The 16292-nt window shown below is 44.6% G+C and carries 22 protein-coding genes; 3 read left to right on the top strand and 19 right to left on the bottom strand.

The window, feature by feature from the left end; translation table 11 throughout:
* Window positions 1–2: 2 nt before the first annotated feature.
* The 16 genes from folD to GC096_RS10370 form a co-directional block, all read right to left on the bottom strand.
* Window positions 3–869 carry a bifunctional methylenetetrahydrofolate dehydrogenase/methenyltetrahydrofolate cyclohydrolase FolD gene (gene folD / locus GC096_RS10445; RefSeq protein WP_171630182.1) on the bottom strand — a complete coding sequence of 289 codons (867 nt, stop codon included), beginning with the start codon at window positions 867–869 and terminating at the stop codon, window positions 3–5.
* A 68-nt stretch (window positions 870–937) separates the two neighbouring features.
* Window positions 938–1399, bottom strand: coding sequence for a transcription antitermination factor NusB (gene nusB, locus GC096_RS10440; protein WP_171630181.1), 462 nt, complete (start codon window positions 1397–1399; stop codon window positions 938–940).
* A gap of 119 nt (window positions 1400–1518) precedes the next feature.
* Window positions 1519–1746, bottom strand: a complete 228-nt coding sequence (locus tag GC096_RS10435; RefSeq protein ID WP_171630180.1) for a DUF2273 domain-containing protein — start codon at window positions 1744–1746, stop codon at window positions 1519–1521.
* 14 nt (window positions 1747–1760) lie between these two features.
* Window positions 1761–2321 carry an alkaline shock response membrane anchor protein AmaP gene (gene amaP / locus GC096_RS10430; RefSeq protein ID WP_171630179.1) on the bottom strand — a complete coding sequence of 187 codons (561 nt, stop codon included), beginning with the start codon at window positions 2319–2321 and terminating at the stop codon, window positions 1761–1763.
* A gap of 85 nt (window positions 2322–2406) precedes the next feature.
* Entirely contained in the window at window positions 2407–2820 is a 414-nt protein-coding gene (locus tag GC096_RS10425) for an Asp23/Gls24 family envelope stress response protein (RefSeq protein WP_171630178.1), read from the bottom strand.
* Between the two features lie 157 nt (window positions 2821–2977).
* Window positions 2978–4336, bottom strand: coding sequence for an acetyl-CoA carboxylase biotin carboxylase subunit (gene accC / locus GC096_RS10420; RefSeq protein ID WP_171630177.1), 1359 nt, complete (start codon window positions 4334–4336; stop codon window positions 2978–2980).
* 66 nt (window positions 4337–4402) lie between these two features.
* On the bottom strand, window positions 4403–4900 hold the full coding sequence (gene accB / locus GC096_RS10415) for an acetyl-CoA carboxylase biotin carboxyl carrier protein (protein ID WP_171630176.1): 498 nt from the start codon (window positions 4898–4900) through the stop codon (window positions 4403–4405).
* A 157-nt stretch (window positions 4901–5057) separates the two neighbouring features.
* Window positions 5058–5795, bottom strand: coding sequence for a SpoIIIAH-like family protein (locus GC096_RS10410; RefSeq protein WP_171630175.1), 738 nt, complete (start codon window positions 5793–5795; stop codon window positions 5058–5060).
* A gap of 39 nt (window positions 5796–5834) precedes the next feature.
* Window positions 5835–6476: a stage III sporulation protein AG gene (spoIIIAG, locus tag GC096_RS10405; protein ID WP_171630174.1), complete on the bottom strand. Its 642-nt coding sequence runs from the start codon at window positions 6474–6476 to the stop codon at window positions 5835–5837.
* A gap of 4 nt (window positions 6477–6480) precedes the next feature.
* Window positions 6481–7227: a stage III sporulation protein AF gene (spoIIIAF, locus tag GC096_RS10400; protein ID WP_171630173.1), complete on the bottom strand. Its 747-nt coding sequence runs from the start codon at window positions 7225–7227 to the stop codon at window positions 6481–6483.
* Window positions 7228–7240: 13 nt separating this feature from the next.
* Window positions 7241–8440: a stage III sporulation protein AE gene (spoIIIAE, locus tag GC096_RS10395; protein WP_171630172.1), complete on the bottom strand. Its 1200-nt coding sequence runs from the start codon at window positions 8438–8440 to the stop codon at window positions 7241–7243.
* A 25-nt stretch (window positions 8441–8465) separates the two neighbouring features.
* Window positions 8466–8855, bottom strand: a complete 390-nt coding sequence (gene spoIIIAD / locus GC096_RS10390) for a stage III sporulation protein AD (RefSeq protein ID WP_056614713.1) — start codon at window positions 8853–8855, stop codon at window positions 8466–8468.
* Between the two features lie 9 nt (window positions 8856–8864).
* A complete protein-coding gene (gene spoIIIAC / locus GC096_RS10385) occupies window positions 8865–9068 on the bottom strand; it encodes a stage III sporulation protein AC (protein ID WP_056614718.1) in 204 nt (67 codons plus the stop codon).
* A gap of 58 nt (window positions 9069–9126) precedes the next feature.
* The gene (spoIIIAB, locus tag GC096_RS10380) at window positions 9127–9645 is read right to left on the bottom strand and encodes a stage III sporulation protein SpoIIIAB (RefSeq protein ID WP_171630171.1); all 519 of its coding nucleotides are present in this window, start codon (window positions 9643–9645) and stop codon (window positions 9127–9129) included.
* Window positions 9646–9666: 21 nt separating this feature from the next.
* Window positions 9667–10635, bottom strand: coding sequence for a stage III sporulation protein AA (gene spoIIIAA / locus GC096_RS10375; RefSeq protein ID WP_171630170.1), 969 nt, complete (start codon window positions 10633–10635; stop codon window positions 9667–9669).
* 72 nt (window positions 10636–10707) lie between these two features.
* Window positions 10708–10971, bottom strand: coding sequence for a YqhV family protein (locus GC096_RS10370; protein WP_171630169.1), 264 nt, complete (start codon window positions 10969–10971; stop codon window positions 10708–10710).
* A 202-nt stretch (window positions 10972–11173) separates the two neighbouring features.
* Between GC096_RS10370 and comA the strand changes: the two genes are divergently transcribed.
* The 3 genes from comA (at window position 11174) to GC096_RS10355 (ending at window position 13243) form a co-directional block, all read left to right on the top strand.
* Window positions 11174–11977 carry a phosphosulfolactate synthase gene (gene comA / locus GC096_RS10365; RefSeq protein WP_171630168.1) on the top strand — a complete coding sequence of 268 codons (804 nt, stop codon included), beginning with the start codon at window positions 11174–11176 and terminating at the stop codon, window positions 11975–11977.
* A gap of 3 nt (window positions 11978–11980) precedes the next feature.
* Window positions 11981–12700, top strand: coding sequence for a 2-phosphosulfolactate phosphatase (locus GC096_RS10360; RefSeq protein ID WP_171630167.1), 720 nt, complete (start codon window positions 11981–11983; stop codon window positions 12698–12700).
* Window positions 12701–12778: 78 nt separating this feature from the next.
* A complete protein-coding gene (locus tag GC096_RS10355; protein WP_056616992.1) occupies window positions 12779–13243 on the top strand; it encodes a DUF441 domain-containing protein in 465 nt (154 codons plus the stop codon).
* A 10-nt stretch (window positions 13244–13253) separates the two neighbouring features.
* Here the strand turns inward: GC096_RS10355 and GC096_RS10350 are convergent, their stop codons facing one another.
* The 3 genes from GC096_RS10350 to GC096_RS10340 form a co-directional block, all read right to left on the bottom strand.
* Entirely contained in the window at window positions 13254–14510 is a 1257-nt protein-coding gene (locus GC096_RS10350) for an aspartate kinase (RefSeq protein ID WP_171630166.1), read from the bottom strand.
* A gap of 125 nt (window positions 14511–14635) precedes the next feature.
* Window positions 14636–15199 (bottom strand): elongation factor P, encoded by a 564-nt coding sequence (gene efp / locus GC096_RS10345; RefSeq protein WP_171630165.1) that lies wholly within the window; start codon window positions 15197–15199, stop codon window positions 14636–14638.
* Window positions 15200–15214: 15 nt separating this feature from the next.
* Window positions 15215–16288, bottom strand: coding sequence for a M24 family metallopeptidase (locus GC096_RS10340; protein ID WP_171630164.1), 1074 nt, complete (start codon window positions 16286–16288; stop codon window positions 15215–15217).
* Window positions 16289–16292: the final 4 nt, after the last annotated feature.

Genomic DNA, 16292 nt, shown 5'->3' with positions numbered 1-16292 from the left:
GACTATACGCTCACATTCGCTTTAGCTGCACGGCTAGCCGCGTCAACTGTATTGCGAAGCAGCATCGTAATCGTCATTGGGCCTACACAACCTGGAACAGGTGTAATCGCACTTGCAATCTCTTTCACAGCTTCAAAATCAACATCACCGGTTAATTTGCCGTCTGCAGGACGATTCATCCCAACGTCAATAACGACTGCACCTAGTTTCACATGATTGGCTTTGATCAAATGCGCTTTCCCAACTGCTACAACAAGAATATCAGCTTGTTTGGTGATCTCTTCCATGTTAGGCGTACGGGAATGTACCACAGATACCGTTGCATGCTCACGCAACAACAGCATAGCCATCGGTTTACCAACGATGTTGCTTCTTCCTACTACCACTGCATGTTTGCCTGCGATCTCTACGCCAGTCCGCTTAAGGATTTCAATAACACCGTGCGGGGTACAAGGCTTCATACCGTCTTTACCAATCATCAGGTTACCTACATTGATCGGGTGGAAGCAATCTACATCTTTCGCTGGATCAATTTCATCAACAACTGCTTCTTCATTGATATGTTTAGGCAGTGGAGATTGAACAAGAATCCCGTTAATTCGATTATTCGCATTAAAACCATGGATGAGTGCAATTAATTCTGCTTGTGTCGTCTCTTCAGGCAGACGGTGTACTTCGGAATAAATACCTACATCATCGCAAGCTTTCGCTTTGTTTCTCACATACACTTGCGAAGCTGCATCTTCACCTACAATAACAACGACAAGACCTGGCTGGTTTCCCTGAGCTGTAAGTACTGCTACGTCAGATCTAATTTCCTCACGAATTGAGCTCACGAGTTCTTTCCCATTAATTACTTGTGCTGACATGTTATTTCCCCCTTAGCCGTTTAAGCCTTACTTATATTTAACTATGCCGTTGATCTCAATAAAGTTGTTCAAAGCGTACGCAGAACTTTCTCTTTCAGCTCGTCGATTTCTTTGATCATTTTTCCTAACACACCATTTACGAATTTCCCTGATTCTTCAGTTCCATAATGCTTGGCCAAATCAATGGCTTCATTGACAACAACCTTCGGTGGAACATCATCGCGATACAGCATCTCATAGGCACCAAGACGCAGAATTTCTCGATCGATACGAGACAGTCTGTCCATTGCCCACCCCTTCAGATACTCCTCCAATAACTCGTCGATGCTTACTTTGTTCTTGTAAGTTCCTTCAACAAGTTCAACAATATAGACAGGATCTATCTTATCTCCGGAGAAATCCAGTTGCGTTTCATTATCATGCTCAGCTTCATGAATCGCAACTTGAACAGCCTCCTGAGGAGTAGCCTCATTCATTTGGATTTGGTATAAGCTTTGTATAGCAATTTCACGTGCAATTCTGCGTTTCATTCTGTTCCTCCTAAGTGCTTTACTCCTGCAAAGCGACCTTCTCCTAAAAACTCTTTCTCCTAGTATACGTCAAATTGGATCCAATCCAAACAAAAAAATCCATGGTTGAACCAGGGATTTTAGCGAAACATTCTCCATTTTTGTGTGAGATAGCGCCAAATGTCTTCCAGCATGACGAAACTTTCTTTGCGATCCAGCTTATTTCCAACATAAAAACCAACAAGAACGATAAATGCAAAGATCAACATATCCCAAAAACCAAAAAATAAATAAATGAAACCGAAAAATATACCCGCTGTCACTCCGATTACTTTGCCCCTATGGAATTCCCACAGTTCATTCCACATATGTGGATTCACCTCTATTCGACCCGGCTTTTAAACGTTGGGGCAGATTGCACGATATTCGCTACGAATACGGTTACGGAAGCTACAGGAATACCGGTAATATCTTCTATGTAACTTTTCACTGTACCTTGCATGTCTTCAGTCAGTTCCGGAATCGAGCTTTCCCCATCTACAATGGTTCTAATCGTTATTTCTAAACCTGATTGATTCACTCTAACTCGTGCACGCAAGTCCTTGGCACCTTTCGTGCGACCCGCTGCTTTCAGCGAAAGATTCTCAACCGTCTCGATGGAAATTCGAATATCCCCAAAATCGGTGCGTTGATCAATTGATGGTGCTTGGGAACGTCCACGACGAAGCGTTACGATCAAAAATCGTACGGAAATCAGCAGCATAATCAAGCTAATGATAATACCCGGATAAGCGTAGCTCTTCTCGTAATAGAAATGGCTAAGCGTTGTACTTGCTTGATCGAGTGGGATCCAGCTAGATGCTGTGAACAATACAAAGATCGATGCGACGAAAATAATCAGGCTATAGAAAAGTAGCAAGAGCCTGTCCACAATTTTACCCACTACGCTTGTCCCCTTCCTAAGTTAGAGGAAACCCCCTGCAACCTGTAGGGGGTTTCAATTGATCCATATGGCTCAGCTTTACCGCCTACTTCACACGATTGGCAGCCGCTGGTTCTTCGTCAATCGGTTTTTCCGCCTGTTTAAAGTGAACATCATGAATGTGTACGTTGACCTCAACAACATTCAAACCTGTCATTGATTCAATAGCCATCTTCACATTGTTCTGAATATCATTTGCAACTTCTGGGATACGATTTCCATACTCGATAATGATGGAGACGTCAATGGCAGCTTCACGTTGTCCGACCTCTACCTTTACGCCTTTGGACAAATTCTTGCGTCCAAGTAATTCAGCAATGCCGCCAGCTAATCCGCCACTCATCCCCGCTACTCCTTGCACTTCCACCGTTGCCAATCCGGCAATGATTTCGATAACCTCGGGGGCAATCTGGATGCTGCCCATGTCTGTCTTGACGTAATCCGGAGCGATTGTGCTCATTGTGGCACCTCCTAAAAGTTTTGCGCCAGCAAAACTGGCTTGAAAAGCTTAAACTTGTGATTGTAAGAATCTTGCATCATAAGCTAAAAATATAAATGGGATAAGCCATCTTAATTTATTAGTATAACATTTCGGTAAAAATATGACAAATGATTGTCTACGATTCTGGATCATTCACGTCGTGCTCTTCTAAGAATTTAATATCGTGATCGCCACTAATAAATTTCTTGTGCTCAAGCAGTTTCAAATGAAAAGGAATCGTCGTGTTTACGCCGTCCACCGCGAACTCATTAAGAGCTCTTTTCATACGGTTAATCGCTTCTTCACGCGTACTTCCCCAGACGATAAGCTTCGCGATCATGGAATCATAGTGTGGCGGGATCGTATACCCAGGATACACGGCACTATCCACACGAACACCGAATCCACCTGGAGGCAAATAAAATTTCACTTGCCCTGGAGAAGGCATGAAGTTCCGATTCGGATCTTCTGCATTGACACGGCATTCGATGGCCCATCCGTTGATGCGAACGTCCTCTTGTCTGAATGACAACTGATTCCCCTCAGCAACGCGAATCATTTCTTGAATAATATCGATCCCCGTAATCATTTCGGTAACAGGGTGTTCAACTTGGATACGTGTATTCATTTCCATAAAGTAAAAATTACCGTCTGGACCTAACAAGAATTCCAAGGTTCCCGCTCCGGAATAATTCACGGCTTTCGCTGCACGCACTGCTGCCTGCCCCATAGCTTTACGCGTTTCCTCTGTAAGGATCGGACAAGGTGCCTCTTCGACAAGCTTTTGTCTACGACGCTGTACAGAGCAATCACGTTCGCCTAAGTGAACGACATTGCCGTGTTTATCAGCAAGGATTTGAATCTCAACATGCTTCATACCAGTTAAATACTTTTCTAAGTAGATCCCTGCATTACCGAAGGCATTCTGAGCTTCTTGTTGCGCTGCCGTAATTTGTTGAACAAGTGTTTCCTCGTTCTCTGCAATCCGGATTCCTTTACCGCCGCCGCCTGCTGTTGCTTTAATAATAATCGGATACCCGATATCGCGTGCAATAACCACAGCATCATCAATATCCTCAACCAACCCGTCAGAACCTGGGATAATTGGAACTCTTGCTTCCTTCATCGTTTGCTTGGCAACCGCTTTATCTCCCATTCGGGAGATCGCGTCTGGCGAAGGACCAATGAAAGTGATATTGCAGCTCTCGCAAATTTCTGCGAAGTCTGCATTTTCAGCAAGGAACCCATATCCAGGATGAATCGCATCGCATTCCGTTAACGTTGCAACACTCATCAAGTTAGTGAAGTTCAAATAGCTGTCTTTGGACGCTGTTGGCCCGATGCAATAAGCCTCATCTGCCAAACGAACGTGTAATGCTTCTCGATCTGCTTCCGAGTACACAGCAACCGTATAGATGCCTAGTTCACGGCATGCTCGGATAATACGAACTGCAATTTCTCCGCGGTTCGCAATAAGTATTTTATGAAATTTCATGATTTGCCCTCCTAAGAGCTCTTCCTGCGAAAAGCTTGCGCTGTCAGCATAAGCTTGCAAACGCAACTATTCCGGTCTAACCAAAAATAAAGGTTGTCCGTACTCAACTAGCTGTCCGTTCTCAACGAGAATTTCAACGATCTCGCCTTTCACTTCGGCTTCTATTTCATTCATTAATTTCATAGCTTCCACAATACAAACAACACTCTTGTCCGTTACTTTAGAGCCAACGCTTACGAATGGCGCTGATCCTGGCGAAGCGGATTGATAGAATGTCCCTACCATCGGAGATACGATCTTATGTAAAGATGAATCCTCTTGCTTGGCTTGTCCGTTAGCAGTTACTGGCACTTCTAGAGCAGCTGCTGCTGGCGCTGTATTGGTGTAGTTTGGTTGACCAATCGGTGCGTATGTGTGTTGAACTGGAGCGGATACATACAAAGGCTCCACTTTATTCGGTTTACGAATAGAAAGGCGTGCACCTTCATTTTCAATTTCAAGTTCTTGTAAAGAGGATTGATCGACGAGTTTAATTAACTCTTTGATTTCACTCAATTTAAACATTCAAGTCACTCCTTTAGACGTTGGTGAACCCTTAAAAAATGCGTTTTCATAGCCGCAACGTATGTATTATACCCATAAACGCACGAAATGGAAAGAGTCCAGTTTATCCGGACCCTTTCCACTACCCATTTGTGAAGCAAAAACTTCACTAGAATCCCTACGGACGTACGTATTGGATCTTGATATTTTCTGGCATAGCTCCCAGTTCTTTTACAACCATGTCGACGATGGAAACACCTTGGCTTTTTTCCAATTTATCTGCTTGAACCGTTACTTTCCATTTGTTGCCATCTTGATTAATGACGGCTTGCGGGAAATCTTGAATCAAAAGATCTTGAAGATTTTCAATTTTATCTTGCAGATCTGACAAGGCAGACAAATCGTTCGTTGCTTTTGCTACCACTTCAGGCGTTTTCTTCGTATCCAAAATGATGGTCATCAGATCCGTGGAAACTTTGCTGAAGTAGTTGTTTTGTTTTACTTGTTCATTCGTGAAATAGTCATTAGCAGAAGTCGTTTTGGCTTGCTCCTCTACTTGTTTCAACACTTGATCATCTGTTTTGGACGTTGTTGGTTTGGTTGCATCTTTTGTCGTAGTTTTGGAGCTATCTTGTGTCGTAGTCGCTTTAGTGTCTGTTTTTGTAGAAGTTTGCGGTGTTGTCGCTTTCGTGTCGGATTGTGTTCCTGTTCCAGATGTTGCTTTTACATCCGTTTTTGCACCTGTAACTGGATCCACTTGCGCCATATCAATTTTCACTTCTTGCGATTGCTTGATGGCATCAGATGATGCGAGATCCAGCTTGTTAACGTCCTCAGTAAAGAGATAATAAGCGGATAGTACCACCATCAAGCTAAGCATCGATACGAGCCAAATTGTTTGTCTTTTTGCATTCATTGTTTATTCCTCCTTAGAATAGTTAGATAATTTGCTGAATTAATTCCCTGTTTTGCGCGGTAAAATCGAAATCTTACTCGCTTGAACATCCATTCCTCGCTCAACGGCTTCCATGATCATTTTCTTCACCGTGAGATTTTCTGCACCTTTTGCAACAACAATGACACCTCTAATTTTGGGTTTAATGTATTTGAGCACAAGCGGCTTCTGGTCACCTGATACTTGATAAATCACGACTTCACCACTTCGCGTTACCTGGGATATGTTGCGTGTTGCGCCACCATTGTCACGTTCTGTCGTCATGTTCTGATTATCGTTATAATTTTTGTCTACGGTCATTTCCTCCGTAGATTCAATAGTAACGAGCACTTCCACTTCGCCAACACCGACAATTTGTTGCAGGATGCCCTTCAGTTGGTCACCATAAGCTTGTTCATAATCATGAAAGCTTGCGTTTTCCTTCGACACGCTTCCTGCAAAGGTTTCTTTACTTTCCGCTGGTGGAGACGCTCTGCCTGTGTTGATGGGATCCAGATCTTTGACATTTATAAATGCGTTGATGATCATTAGCGCGGCTCCTAAAAGCCCAACCATGATGACCCAAAGCAACGTATTCTTACGTTTAGGTCCACCTGGTCCGCCGCCGAATTTGTGCTCCATCCATTGCAGCAATGTTCCCATCGATTCACCTCGCCATCCATCCTTTGCTTTGTATCTTTTCGATCTCGATTTTGGCAGGATCCACTAACCAATTCCGTGAAATATCTTGCTTGAGTCGATCCTTTTCTTGTTCGCTAGGCAATGCTTTAAGGTTTGACTGCAAGTCGCCTTGAGCAGATGTCTGACGATCTTGTGCTATCGCGGTAGACCCAATTTTGATGGGATCTACAGGCTTGACAGGCTCCATCGCAGCTATGCTGTTATTCTTCGGTGTCGTTTGTTTCTTCGTTTCTATATCATCAAGGGTCACCTTCACATTGGTAATGCTGGGTTTCCCATTATTGTCTACATCTACATGAACTTGTACCTCCTGTACCGGCCATTCCGTTTGTTTCTGCAAATCCTCTTTAATTAGCCCAGCTAATTGTGTTTGTACTAATTGTTGTGTTTTCTTCTGTTCTGCATCTTGAATCTTATTGGCATCTTTCGTGATGGCTGCCAATGACTTCATTTGTGTTTGATTGCCGCCAAAACCACCCGCAAGCATCGTTTTCTCACTCTGCTCCTTCTCCGCTTGGCTGAGCAGCTGATCCATATCCCAGTCCTTCTGGAACAGCTGAAGCACAGGGGTGAGTAGCGTCAGTAGAATGAATAGGCTCAAAACCGTCTTCACATACCGCTGCATCGTATTGCTTGGGAGTAGAAGATCAACAAACGTCGCGAGCATAATGACCATAATGACGGTTTTCAGCCATCCTGCTAACCAATCCATCGCCTAGCTCCTTTCACCTCATCATGACGGAGACATTGCTAATTGTGATCATGATGGTCAGGGCAAGAAAAAACATTAAGCTTACTGCCGCTAGCGCTGCAAAAACGTAAATTAAGCTTTTGCCAATCGTTTGCAGACAAGCAATGATCGGGCTGTCACCTAAGGGCTGCATCAGCGCAGCTGATAAGTTGTAGATAAAAGCTAGCGTTAAGATTTTGATCGCTGGAAACGCGCACAAGAGAACGAGGATGACAACGCCAACGAGTCCTATTGCATTTTTGACAAGGAGAGAAGCCCCTATCACCGTTTCCGTTGCGTCCGAGAACAACCGTCCTACAACAGGCACGAAATTCCCAGTAATGTACTTTGCTGTTCGAATCGCTACACCATCTCTAACCGCACCTGCTGTCCCTTGAATAGAGATGACACCAAGGAAAACCGTTACGAACACGCCTAGCATACTTAAACTGACGGTGCGCAACAGATTGGCTAGCTGGGTAACTTTAAACTTGTCGCTGAGTGAGCTTACAATGTGCAGTACAGCCGAGAAAAACAAGAGCGGGAAAACAAACACATATATCGCTGTTCCCACCGAGTGGATCATGAATACGATCAGAGGATGAAGAATGGCCACTGAAGTTACATTGCCCATGGACGCTAATAAAGTTAGTAACAAAGGCATGATGGCGAACATGAATTGAATCATAGACGAAATGGCTGTCTTGGCGTACCCGATCGCAACACTGAAGCTATTGATGGCAATGATGATCAATACCATATACGTGATTGTGTAACCTAGCTTGCTGACCGTATTTCGTTCAAAAGAGCTTTGCAGCGTCTCCAGAATCATGCTAAAGACGGTCAAAACAACGATGGAAGCTAGTAACTTGCCATTGATGATAATCTCATGAAATACATAGCTCAGAAGCCCTTTAAAGATACTCTTCATGCTAATGCCCTTGGTCCCAAGAAGAAGTTCCATGAAGGTTGGAGGTTTGCTCTCCGGGAAATACCCGCCATATTCCTTCATCAGCTTATCCCAATATTGCTCAACCGGCTCCGTATTCAAGCGGTTCGCTTGTTCTTGGATGATGATGTCAGTAGGCGATTCGGCCGTTAAGGAACCCGACAAACCGAGCCAAAGACCCATCGTTAGAATAAATAATAAGATCCACCGGTTGTTCAGCTTCTGGTGCGAATAAAGTAGATGCATGCGTGTCACTCCTTAGGTGAATCTTCTAAGCAGGGAGCAATTTAACTACGGTTTCGATAATGACTGTTATGATGGGAATAGCCATAACCATAATGAGTACCTTACCCGACAGCTCGATTTTGGAAGCTATGGAATCTTGCCCGGCATCTCTGACGATCTGAGCGCCAAACTCGGCGATGTAAGCAACCCCTATAATTTTCAGAATCGTTTTGAGGAAAACGAGGTTTACGTTCGACTTCACTGCTAAGTCCTCAAGGACTTGGATAACCGAAGAAATTTTGCCAATTAAAAACAAGAATATGACTATGCCTGTAAAAGCAGCTAATAGAAAGGCGAACATCGGCTTCTGTTCCTTGATGATGAGCGTCAAGATCGTGACGATGAGTCCTAAACCTACGATTTGGATGATTTCCATCAGACCACCTCATTGGAATAGGAAAATAGTTTTAATTTCTTTGAACAAGTTATCCAGCATACTAACGACCATAAAAAGCACGACCACGAAGCCTATGACCGTGACCCAGTGTGCCATATCCTCTTTTCCCATCTGTTTCAGCACCGAATGGATCATCGCAATGATGATTCCGATGCCTGCGATTTGGAAAATGGCGTTCACATCTACATTCATTCCTGGCACCTCACTCCGCCTTCAAGGAACTTGTCAAGCACGGATACATGATCCCCCACTAATACATTAAAATTACGATTAACGCTCCGATGAGGACGCCTAAGCTTTTCCACATTTTCTCGTAGCGCTGTTGCTCATCCCTGGCATCCGTTTCTTCCGATTGAAGTTGGCTCATCGCAAGACGCAAGTGTTTGATTTGGTCACTTCGATCTGATAGCCCTAGCACAGGGCCGAGCCCAAGAATCACTTCTTGCTCTGCTTGCCGCATAGAGGTTCTTGCCCAGACTTCTTTGACTGTCTTTTGCCATAGATCCTTCGTCGATTCCCCATTGCTTCCCAGTAAACGTTCTGACATTAAGCGAAATAAAGTCGAAAGTGGATCAGCAACTTGCTTGCTTAATGAAGCGAAAGCTTCAGGAAGCGGCGTAAGCGCATAGGCAATTTCCGTCTCCATTCGGCCAAGCGCGCCAATCAGTATACGAATTTGCTTGGGTCGCCTTACATAGTGCGCAGCTTGCAGAAACCCATACATCGACGCTGCTCCGAAGATCAGTACCCCTCCAACGAATTTCAGCATCCCCATCGTCCTTTGCGTTCGTCATCCATCTCCCATTGCCTTACCTTGATGATCCAAGATCCGAAAGGAAGCAGAAGCACCTTTTCTTCGCTGCAGGATCACGTATTTCGTAAACACACCTGCCTCCATCAACTCCCGAAGTACTGGTCGTCCATGAACATCTTCATAGCTTGCTCCATGTGCTGTCGCTAGCACACGAATCCCCGTGTGAACCGCTTCATGAATCGCATTCGCATCCTGGGCTCTTCCAATCTCATCCACGATGAGCACCTCAGGTGATAAGGAACGAATCATCATCATCATCCCTTCAGCCTTCGGACAGCCATCTAACACATCTGTGCGAGGTCCTAAGTCGAATCTCGGTACGCCTTTCACACAAGCAGCCAATTCGGAGCGTTCATCTACGATGCCTACTTTTTTTCCTGTTAGTGAGCTATTCCTAGCTCCCCACTCGCCTCGGCTAATCAGTCTGGCCAAATCACGAATTAAGGTGGTCTTCCCTTGCTGCGGCGGAGAGATGATCAGGGTATGATGAATATTTCCCAGGCTCGGATCTACCAAATACGGTAAAATCTCCTGACCCACACCTTGAATTTCGCGCGCGATCCGAATGTTAAAGGAACTCACATCGCGTATTTGCTTCACTTGACCTTGATCGAGAATCGTACGACCAGCAAGTCCAACTCGATGACCTCCTGAAACGGTGATATAGCCTCTTCGCAGTTCTTCCTCAAACGTGTACAACGAGTGATTCGTTAGGATCTCAAGTAATGTCATACAATCTTGCCTGGTTGGTTTGTAAGCCAAAGCTTCCTGAGTGATCATTTGACCACGCTCGCTAATGAAGGCATATCGGTCCGCCCAACTAATTTCAAGAGGACGTGACTCTCTCACCCTGATCTCCTCCACACTAGCTTGTACGCTCGGAGGAAGTTCGCTCAACATGAATCGGATGTTCTGCGGCAACAAATGTGTAATACTCGCTAGCATTGGGAGACAGCCCTCCAAGTTGTCCAGTCTTCTATATTCATTTCTATGCTTACTAGAAAGAAATATGACCGATTACTTTTTAATAATCCCAATAAACAAACAACTGACCCCTGCTATGATCCACAACATCTTCCCATATGATAGTTTGTCTGCTACGCCTACTAATCCAATTGTTGTCGTAGTTAATAGTACTAGAGGACCTACTAGTGCTAGAGCTGAATTCACCAACAGCGCCTTCTCGATCGTCGCCAATCTGATCATAAGAATAGCAGCAATAATTTCGATGCTCCCTGACATCACCCGCAAGGAAGCCATCGTGAGTACAATCTTGTTCATGTACATAACACCTCCCAAAAGATTTCTAGCTCATGCAAGCGAAGCGGACTAGTGCAACATCAAAACTAGCTTCGGAAGCATACGCTTTTCCCTACCTTATGCGAGCTCGTCTCATTTTAGGCATGCTGGGCACCTCCATTTGTGCTCATGCATATGCTGTACACATAATTGATCCTTCGAAGGACAGTGAGGAGAAATACCGATGGAAGTGACCTCTCAATTAAAATGGAACCCCGTTCTAGCCGACCCTACAGGAACAAGGCAACAGAAACCAAGAACGTTGGGGAAAACGATGGTGATGGATAAGGGGCTTGGCATGATTGCCTTTCAGGATTTGCTCCAAACCTCTAGCAGCCACGTGGATATGATCAAACTTGGATTCGGGACTTCACCGCTTTATCCACAATCCATTCTGCGAAGCAAAATAAACCTAGCCAAAGAGAATAACATTCTCATTTACCCAGGAGGTACTTTTCTGGAAGTGGCTGTAACCCAGCATGCAGTAGATTCATTTTTTGACATGATCCTTGCACTCGGCTTTAATGGCGTTGAAATATCTGACGGCACCATTCAAATGGATCGTAGACAACGGAATAAGTTAATTACCAGAGGGTTAGATGAAGGGTTAGAAGTCGTTACGGAGTATGGAAAAAAAGGATGGGGCTCCTCCATAGAATTAGCAGAATTAATTGATACGGTCTTAATCGATTCGGAATTAGGTGCTTCCCTTGTCACGATTGAAGCGCGTGAGTCTGGCATGGGTGTTGGCATTTTCGATGGGGAAGGGAAATGCAAAGATGAGGAACTGCAAAGCGTGCTTGCTTCCATTTCAGGTGATAAGCTCTTGTGGGAGGCACCGCTAAAAAGCCAACAAGTGCACCTGATTAACTCCCTCGGTCCCGATATTCACTTGGGCAATATTTCCCCAGATGAAGTTATTGCGTTAGAAGCTTTGAGGAGAGGACTACGTTCAGATACGTTGTCCTTGGGTGCCAGAAAGGATTAACACATGCATATCGAGGTGATCGCCAACATCGGCGAAGCAAGAAGTGACGAGTTTCTCCATAAAACCGTCATTGTCGTTGATGTTTTACGTGCAACCAGCACAATCATCACCGCATTGATGAATGGCAGCAAGGGTGTAGTCCCTGTTGATACGGTTATAAAAGCGAAGGAATTGGCGAGAGAGGGTGATCTACTTGGTGGAGAGCGCTATTGCAAAAAAATTCCTGGCTTTGATTTTGGCAATTCACCACTTGAGTACACGCGCGAAGTCGTTCAAGGCAAACGCATCATCTTGACGACTACTAATGGCACAAGAGGGATTCAAAAAGCGATTAAAGCCGATCGTGTGCTTGCGGGAGCCATCATTAACGGCAAAGCCTCTGCTGCGGCAGCTATCGACCTTAAACGGGACACCGTGATCGTCTGTGCAGGTACACAAGATGTATTCTCTTTGGAGGACGGCCTCTGTGCCGGCCTCATCCTGAATGAAATCGCGATTCTACTAGGTGAGCAGCACATGATAACGAATGACTTCGGTCTAGCAATGCGAGGTTGCTATCTCGAAGCTAAGGATCACTTGCTCGAGACCATTCTCTCTTGCAGCAATGGTAAAAAAATGAAAAAGTCCGGCTTCCTCGCGGATGTCGAACTTTGTGCCAAGACGAATAGTGCGGAATGCGTTCCCGTTCTGGAAAACGATCAGATGGTTCCTTTTGGGCGATAGTCCACCTTACCATGCGTTCTAAATACAAGCCCCTTTCATAAACTTAAATGACGATGATGAGGACAAGGGGTTATGTATATGAATGGTGATATGCTCTTAGTTATTCTAATTATTATTGGACTCATAGGCCGTTCGCCGATCATTACAACTGCGGCTTGTCTTTTACTGGCCATTAAGTTAATTGGTCTCGATCGCTATTTCCCTACCATGGAACGTAGAGGTCTTGAGCTCGGCTTGCTGTTCCTAACAATCGGTGTATTGATTCCATTTGCAAGTGACCGTATTTCGATGAAAGATATCCTCTCTGTCTTCACTACATGGCCTGGCATCATCGCCCTCGTGGGAGGGGCGATTGCCACCTATATGAATGGGAAAGGCTTGGAGTTACTAAAAGTAGACCCACAATTAATTGTGGGTCTTGTCCTTGGTTCTATATTTGGCATCTTATTTATGCGTGGCATTCCGGTAGGACCCTTAATGGCTGCCGGAATAACGGCATTTCTATTGAAGATTGCTTATTTCATTGCAGACAAACTTCATTAAGAATTCCAAATTATCTGCGATCTTCTGGACCACCAACATAAGCTTGCTCAGCTGTGTCTAAGCCATATGCTGTGTGAAGAGCACGGATCACATCGGTTAAGTTCGTATTGTCAATGACACAAGACATTTTAATCTCTGATGTACTTACCAATGAGATCGTAATGCCAAGATCAGAAATGACTTTGAACATCGTAGCGGCAACCCCCGGTGAGCTAACCATACCAGCACCCACTATCGAAACTTTAACAAGATCAACTTCGGACGTTACTTCACGGAAACCAACCTCAGCACGAATTTGTTCAATGACATCTAGCGCTTTCTCACGATCCGCCAATGTCGTTGTGAAAGAGAAATCCGCAGATCCGTTAATCACACCGCTTTGAACGATAATGTCCACGTCAATTTGCACTTCAGCAAGTGCTAAGAATACTTTAGCAAGCTGACCTGGTTTCTCAGGAACACCCAGAATACTAATTCTTGCTACATTTTTGTCATATGCGATGCCACGAACGACGATTCCTTGCTCCATCACTGCTTCCTCCTTCACATTGGTGCCTTCATTGTAATTAAAGCTTGAACGCACCACGAGGGTCACGTTGTAATTTTTCGCATACTCGACTGCGCGAGGATGAAGAACTGCAGCTCCAAGGTTAGCAAGCTCCAACATTTCATCATAGGAAATTTCAGCAAGCTTTCTAGCTACTTTCACAATTCGAGGATCTGTTGAATAAATGCCATCAACATCGGTATAAATTTCACAAAGATCCGCTTTGATCGCTGCAGCCAGTGCGACTGCTGTTGTATCGGATCCGCCGCGGCCTAACGTTGTAATTTCACCCGCTTCAGTCATCCCTTGGAAACCAGCTACGATGACCACATTCCCTTGCTCAATCGCGTTCAGAACACGATGAGGTTGAATATCACTAATTCTTGCTTTCCCATGTACAGGCTCCGTATAAATGCCACTTTGCCACCCGGTGTACGAAACCGCTTGTTCACCAAGATTATGTATGGCCATCGATAAAAGCGCTACGGAAACTTGCTCGCCCGTCGTCAACAACATATCCATTTCACGAGCCGGTGGGGCTCCATCGTAAATTTGCTTGGACAAGTCGATTAAATCATCCGTTGTATCACCCATCGCAGAAACGACAACAACGCAGCTGTGTCCAGCTTGTTTACGCTCCACGATTCTTTTTGCAACTCGTTTCATTCGCTCCGCATCACCGACAGAGCTACCGCCAAATTTCATCACTATAAGAGACAAAGCTGACCCACTCCTAACGCATACTAGTGCATAACAATTCAATATTATAGCATACATTTGGCGGGCTGTGGTAAGAAAAGAAAAAAAGCCTTTCGGACTCCGATGAGTCCGAAAGGCTTATCTTTTTAGTTGCTCGCGCGTGAAAGGTATTTGCCGTCATCTGTATCAACGGAAAGAACATCGCCTTCGTTGATGAAAAGTGGCACCATTACATTAAGACCTGTTTCCACTTTCGCATTTTTCAATGCGCCTTGTGCTGTGTTTCCTTTAACGCTTGCATCGGTTTCAACAACTTTCAAGTCAACGCTCTTCGGAAGGTTAATCCCTAGAATTTCACCTTGATAGCTCATGATTTTGATGTTCATGTTTTCTTTCAAAAAGTTCAATTCCCATTTCAATTGCTCGTGGGCAAGCGAAATCTGATCGTAAGTCTCCGTATCCATGAACGTGTACTCGTCGCCAGCTGCGTACAAGTACTGCATTTCACGGTTTTCGATGTGAGCACGTCCAACGTTCTCACCTGCACGGAACGTACGCTCAACCGTGTTACCGTTGCGTAGGTTTTTGAGCTTGGAGCGCACGAATGCTGCACCTTTACCTGGTTTAACGTGTTGGAAATCTAGAACTGTGAAAATATCATGCTCAACTTCAATGGTAAGACCTGTTTTAAAATCGTTTACTGATATCACTTGTAAATCCCTCCGCTAGTCAATGATAAGAAAATCTTTGGTAGAATGTGTAAGTATTTTAATGCCGGTCTCAGTAATTACTACGTCATCCTCAATTCGAACTCCGCCAAAATCAGGGAGATAAATACCAGGCTCAACAGTAACAACCATACCAGGAGTTAAAATCATATCTTCGGTTTTCGACACACGCGGAGATTCGTGCACTTCCATCCCCAGCCCATGCCCGGTCCCGTGACCGAAATAATCGCCATAGCCGCGCTTCACGATGACATCGCGTGCGAACGCATCGCCTTCTCTACCCGTAATGCCTGGTTTCAGGTTTGCCAAACAATTCAACTGTGCTTCCAACACAATATCATAAATTTCTTTATGTTTATCTGTCGGCTTTCCTAGCATAACCGTTCTTGTGATGTCAGAGCAATAACCTTTATAATACGCTCCAAAATCCAATTTGACAAATTCGTTTAATTGGAGAATGCGATCACTTGCTTTACCGTGAGGTAACGCTGAACGCTCACCAGACGCGACGATCGTCTCGAAGGATGTCGAGGTGCCTCCGTTTTTACGAATAAACACTTCAATTTCTAGGGCAATATCTAACTCTTTGACACCAGGCTTAATGAAGTTAAGGATGTGTGAGAAAGTTTGATCGGCCAAATCAGCCGCTTCCTGCATCACTTGCAGTTCTGCTTCGTCTTTTACCATACGAATCAATTCAACAAGACGTGAAGTTGGCACGAATTCGATGCCCGGAAGTCCTTGTTGATAGGTTAAAAAATCGCCATAAGAAACATCGCTTTGCTCGAAACCAAGTTTCTTGATCCCTTGCTTCTGCAAGAGTTCTGTTACGGTGTCGATCGCCTTTGCTTTATGTTCAACCACTTCAAACAATTTGGCTTGTTGCGGCGCTTGCGTCATATAACGGAAATCAGTTAATAAGATGGCACGGTCTAACGTAATCAGTACATAGCCAGATGAACCAGTGAAACCAGATACATATGTACGGTTATATGCGTTCGTGATGAGTAGTGCCGGTAATTCCTGCTGCTGCATAGCCTCGCGTAGACGTTCAATACGTTTCTCCTGCATCCAA

Origin of the sequence: Paenibacillus plantarum (assembly GCF_013141695.1) — a bacterium.
Taxonomy (GTDB): Bacteria; Bacillota; Bacilli; order Paenibacillales; family NBRC-103111; genus Paenibacillus_E; species Paenibacillus_E plantarum.
Note: the sequence above shows the minus strand (reverse complement) of the source record. Positions and strands in the feature narration are given on the sequence as shown.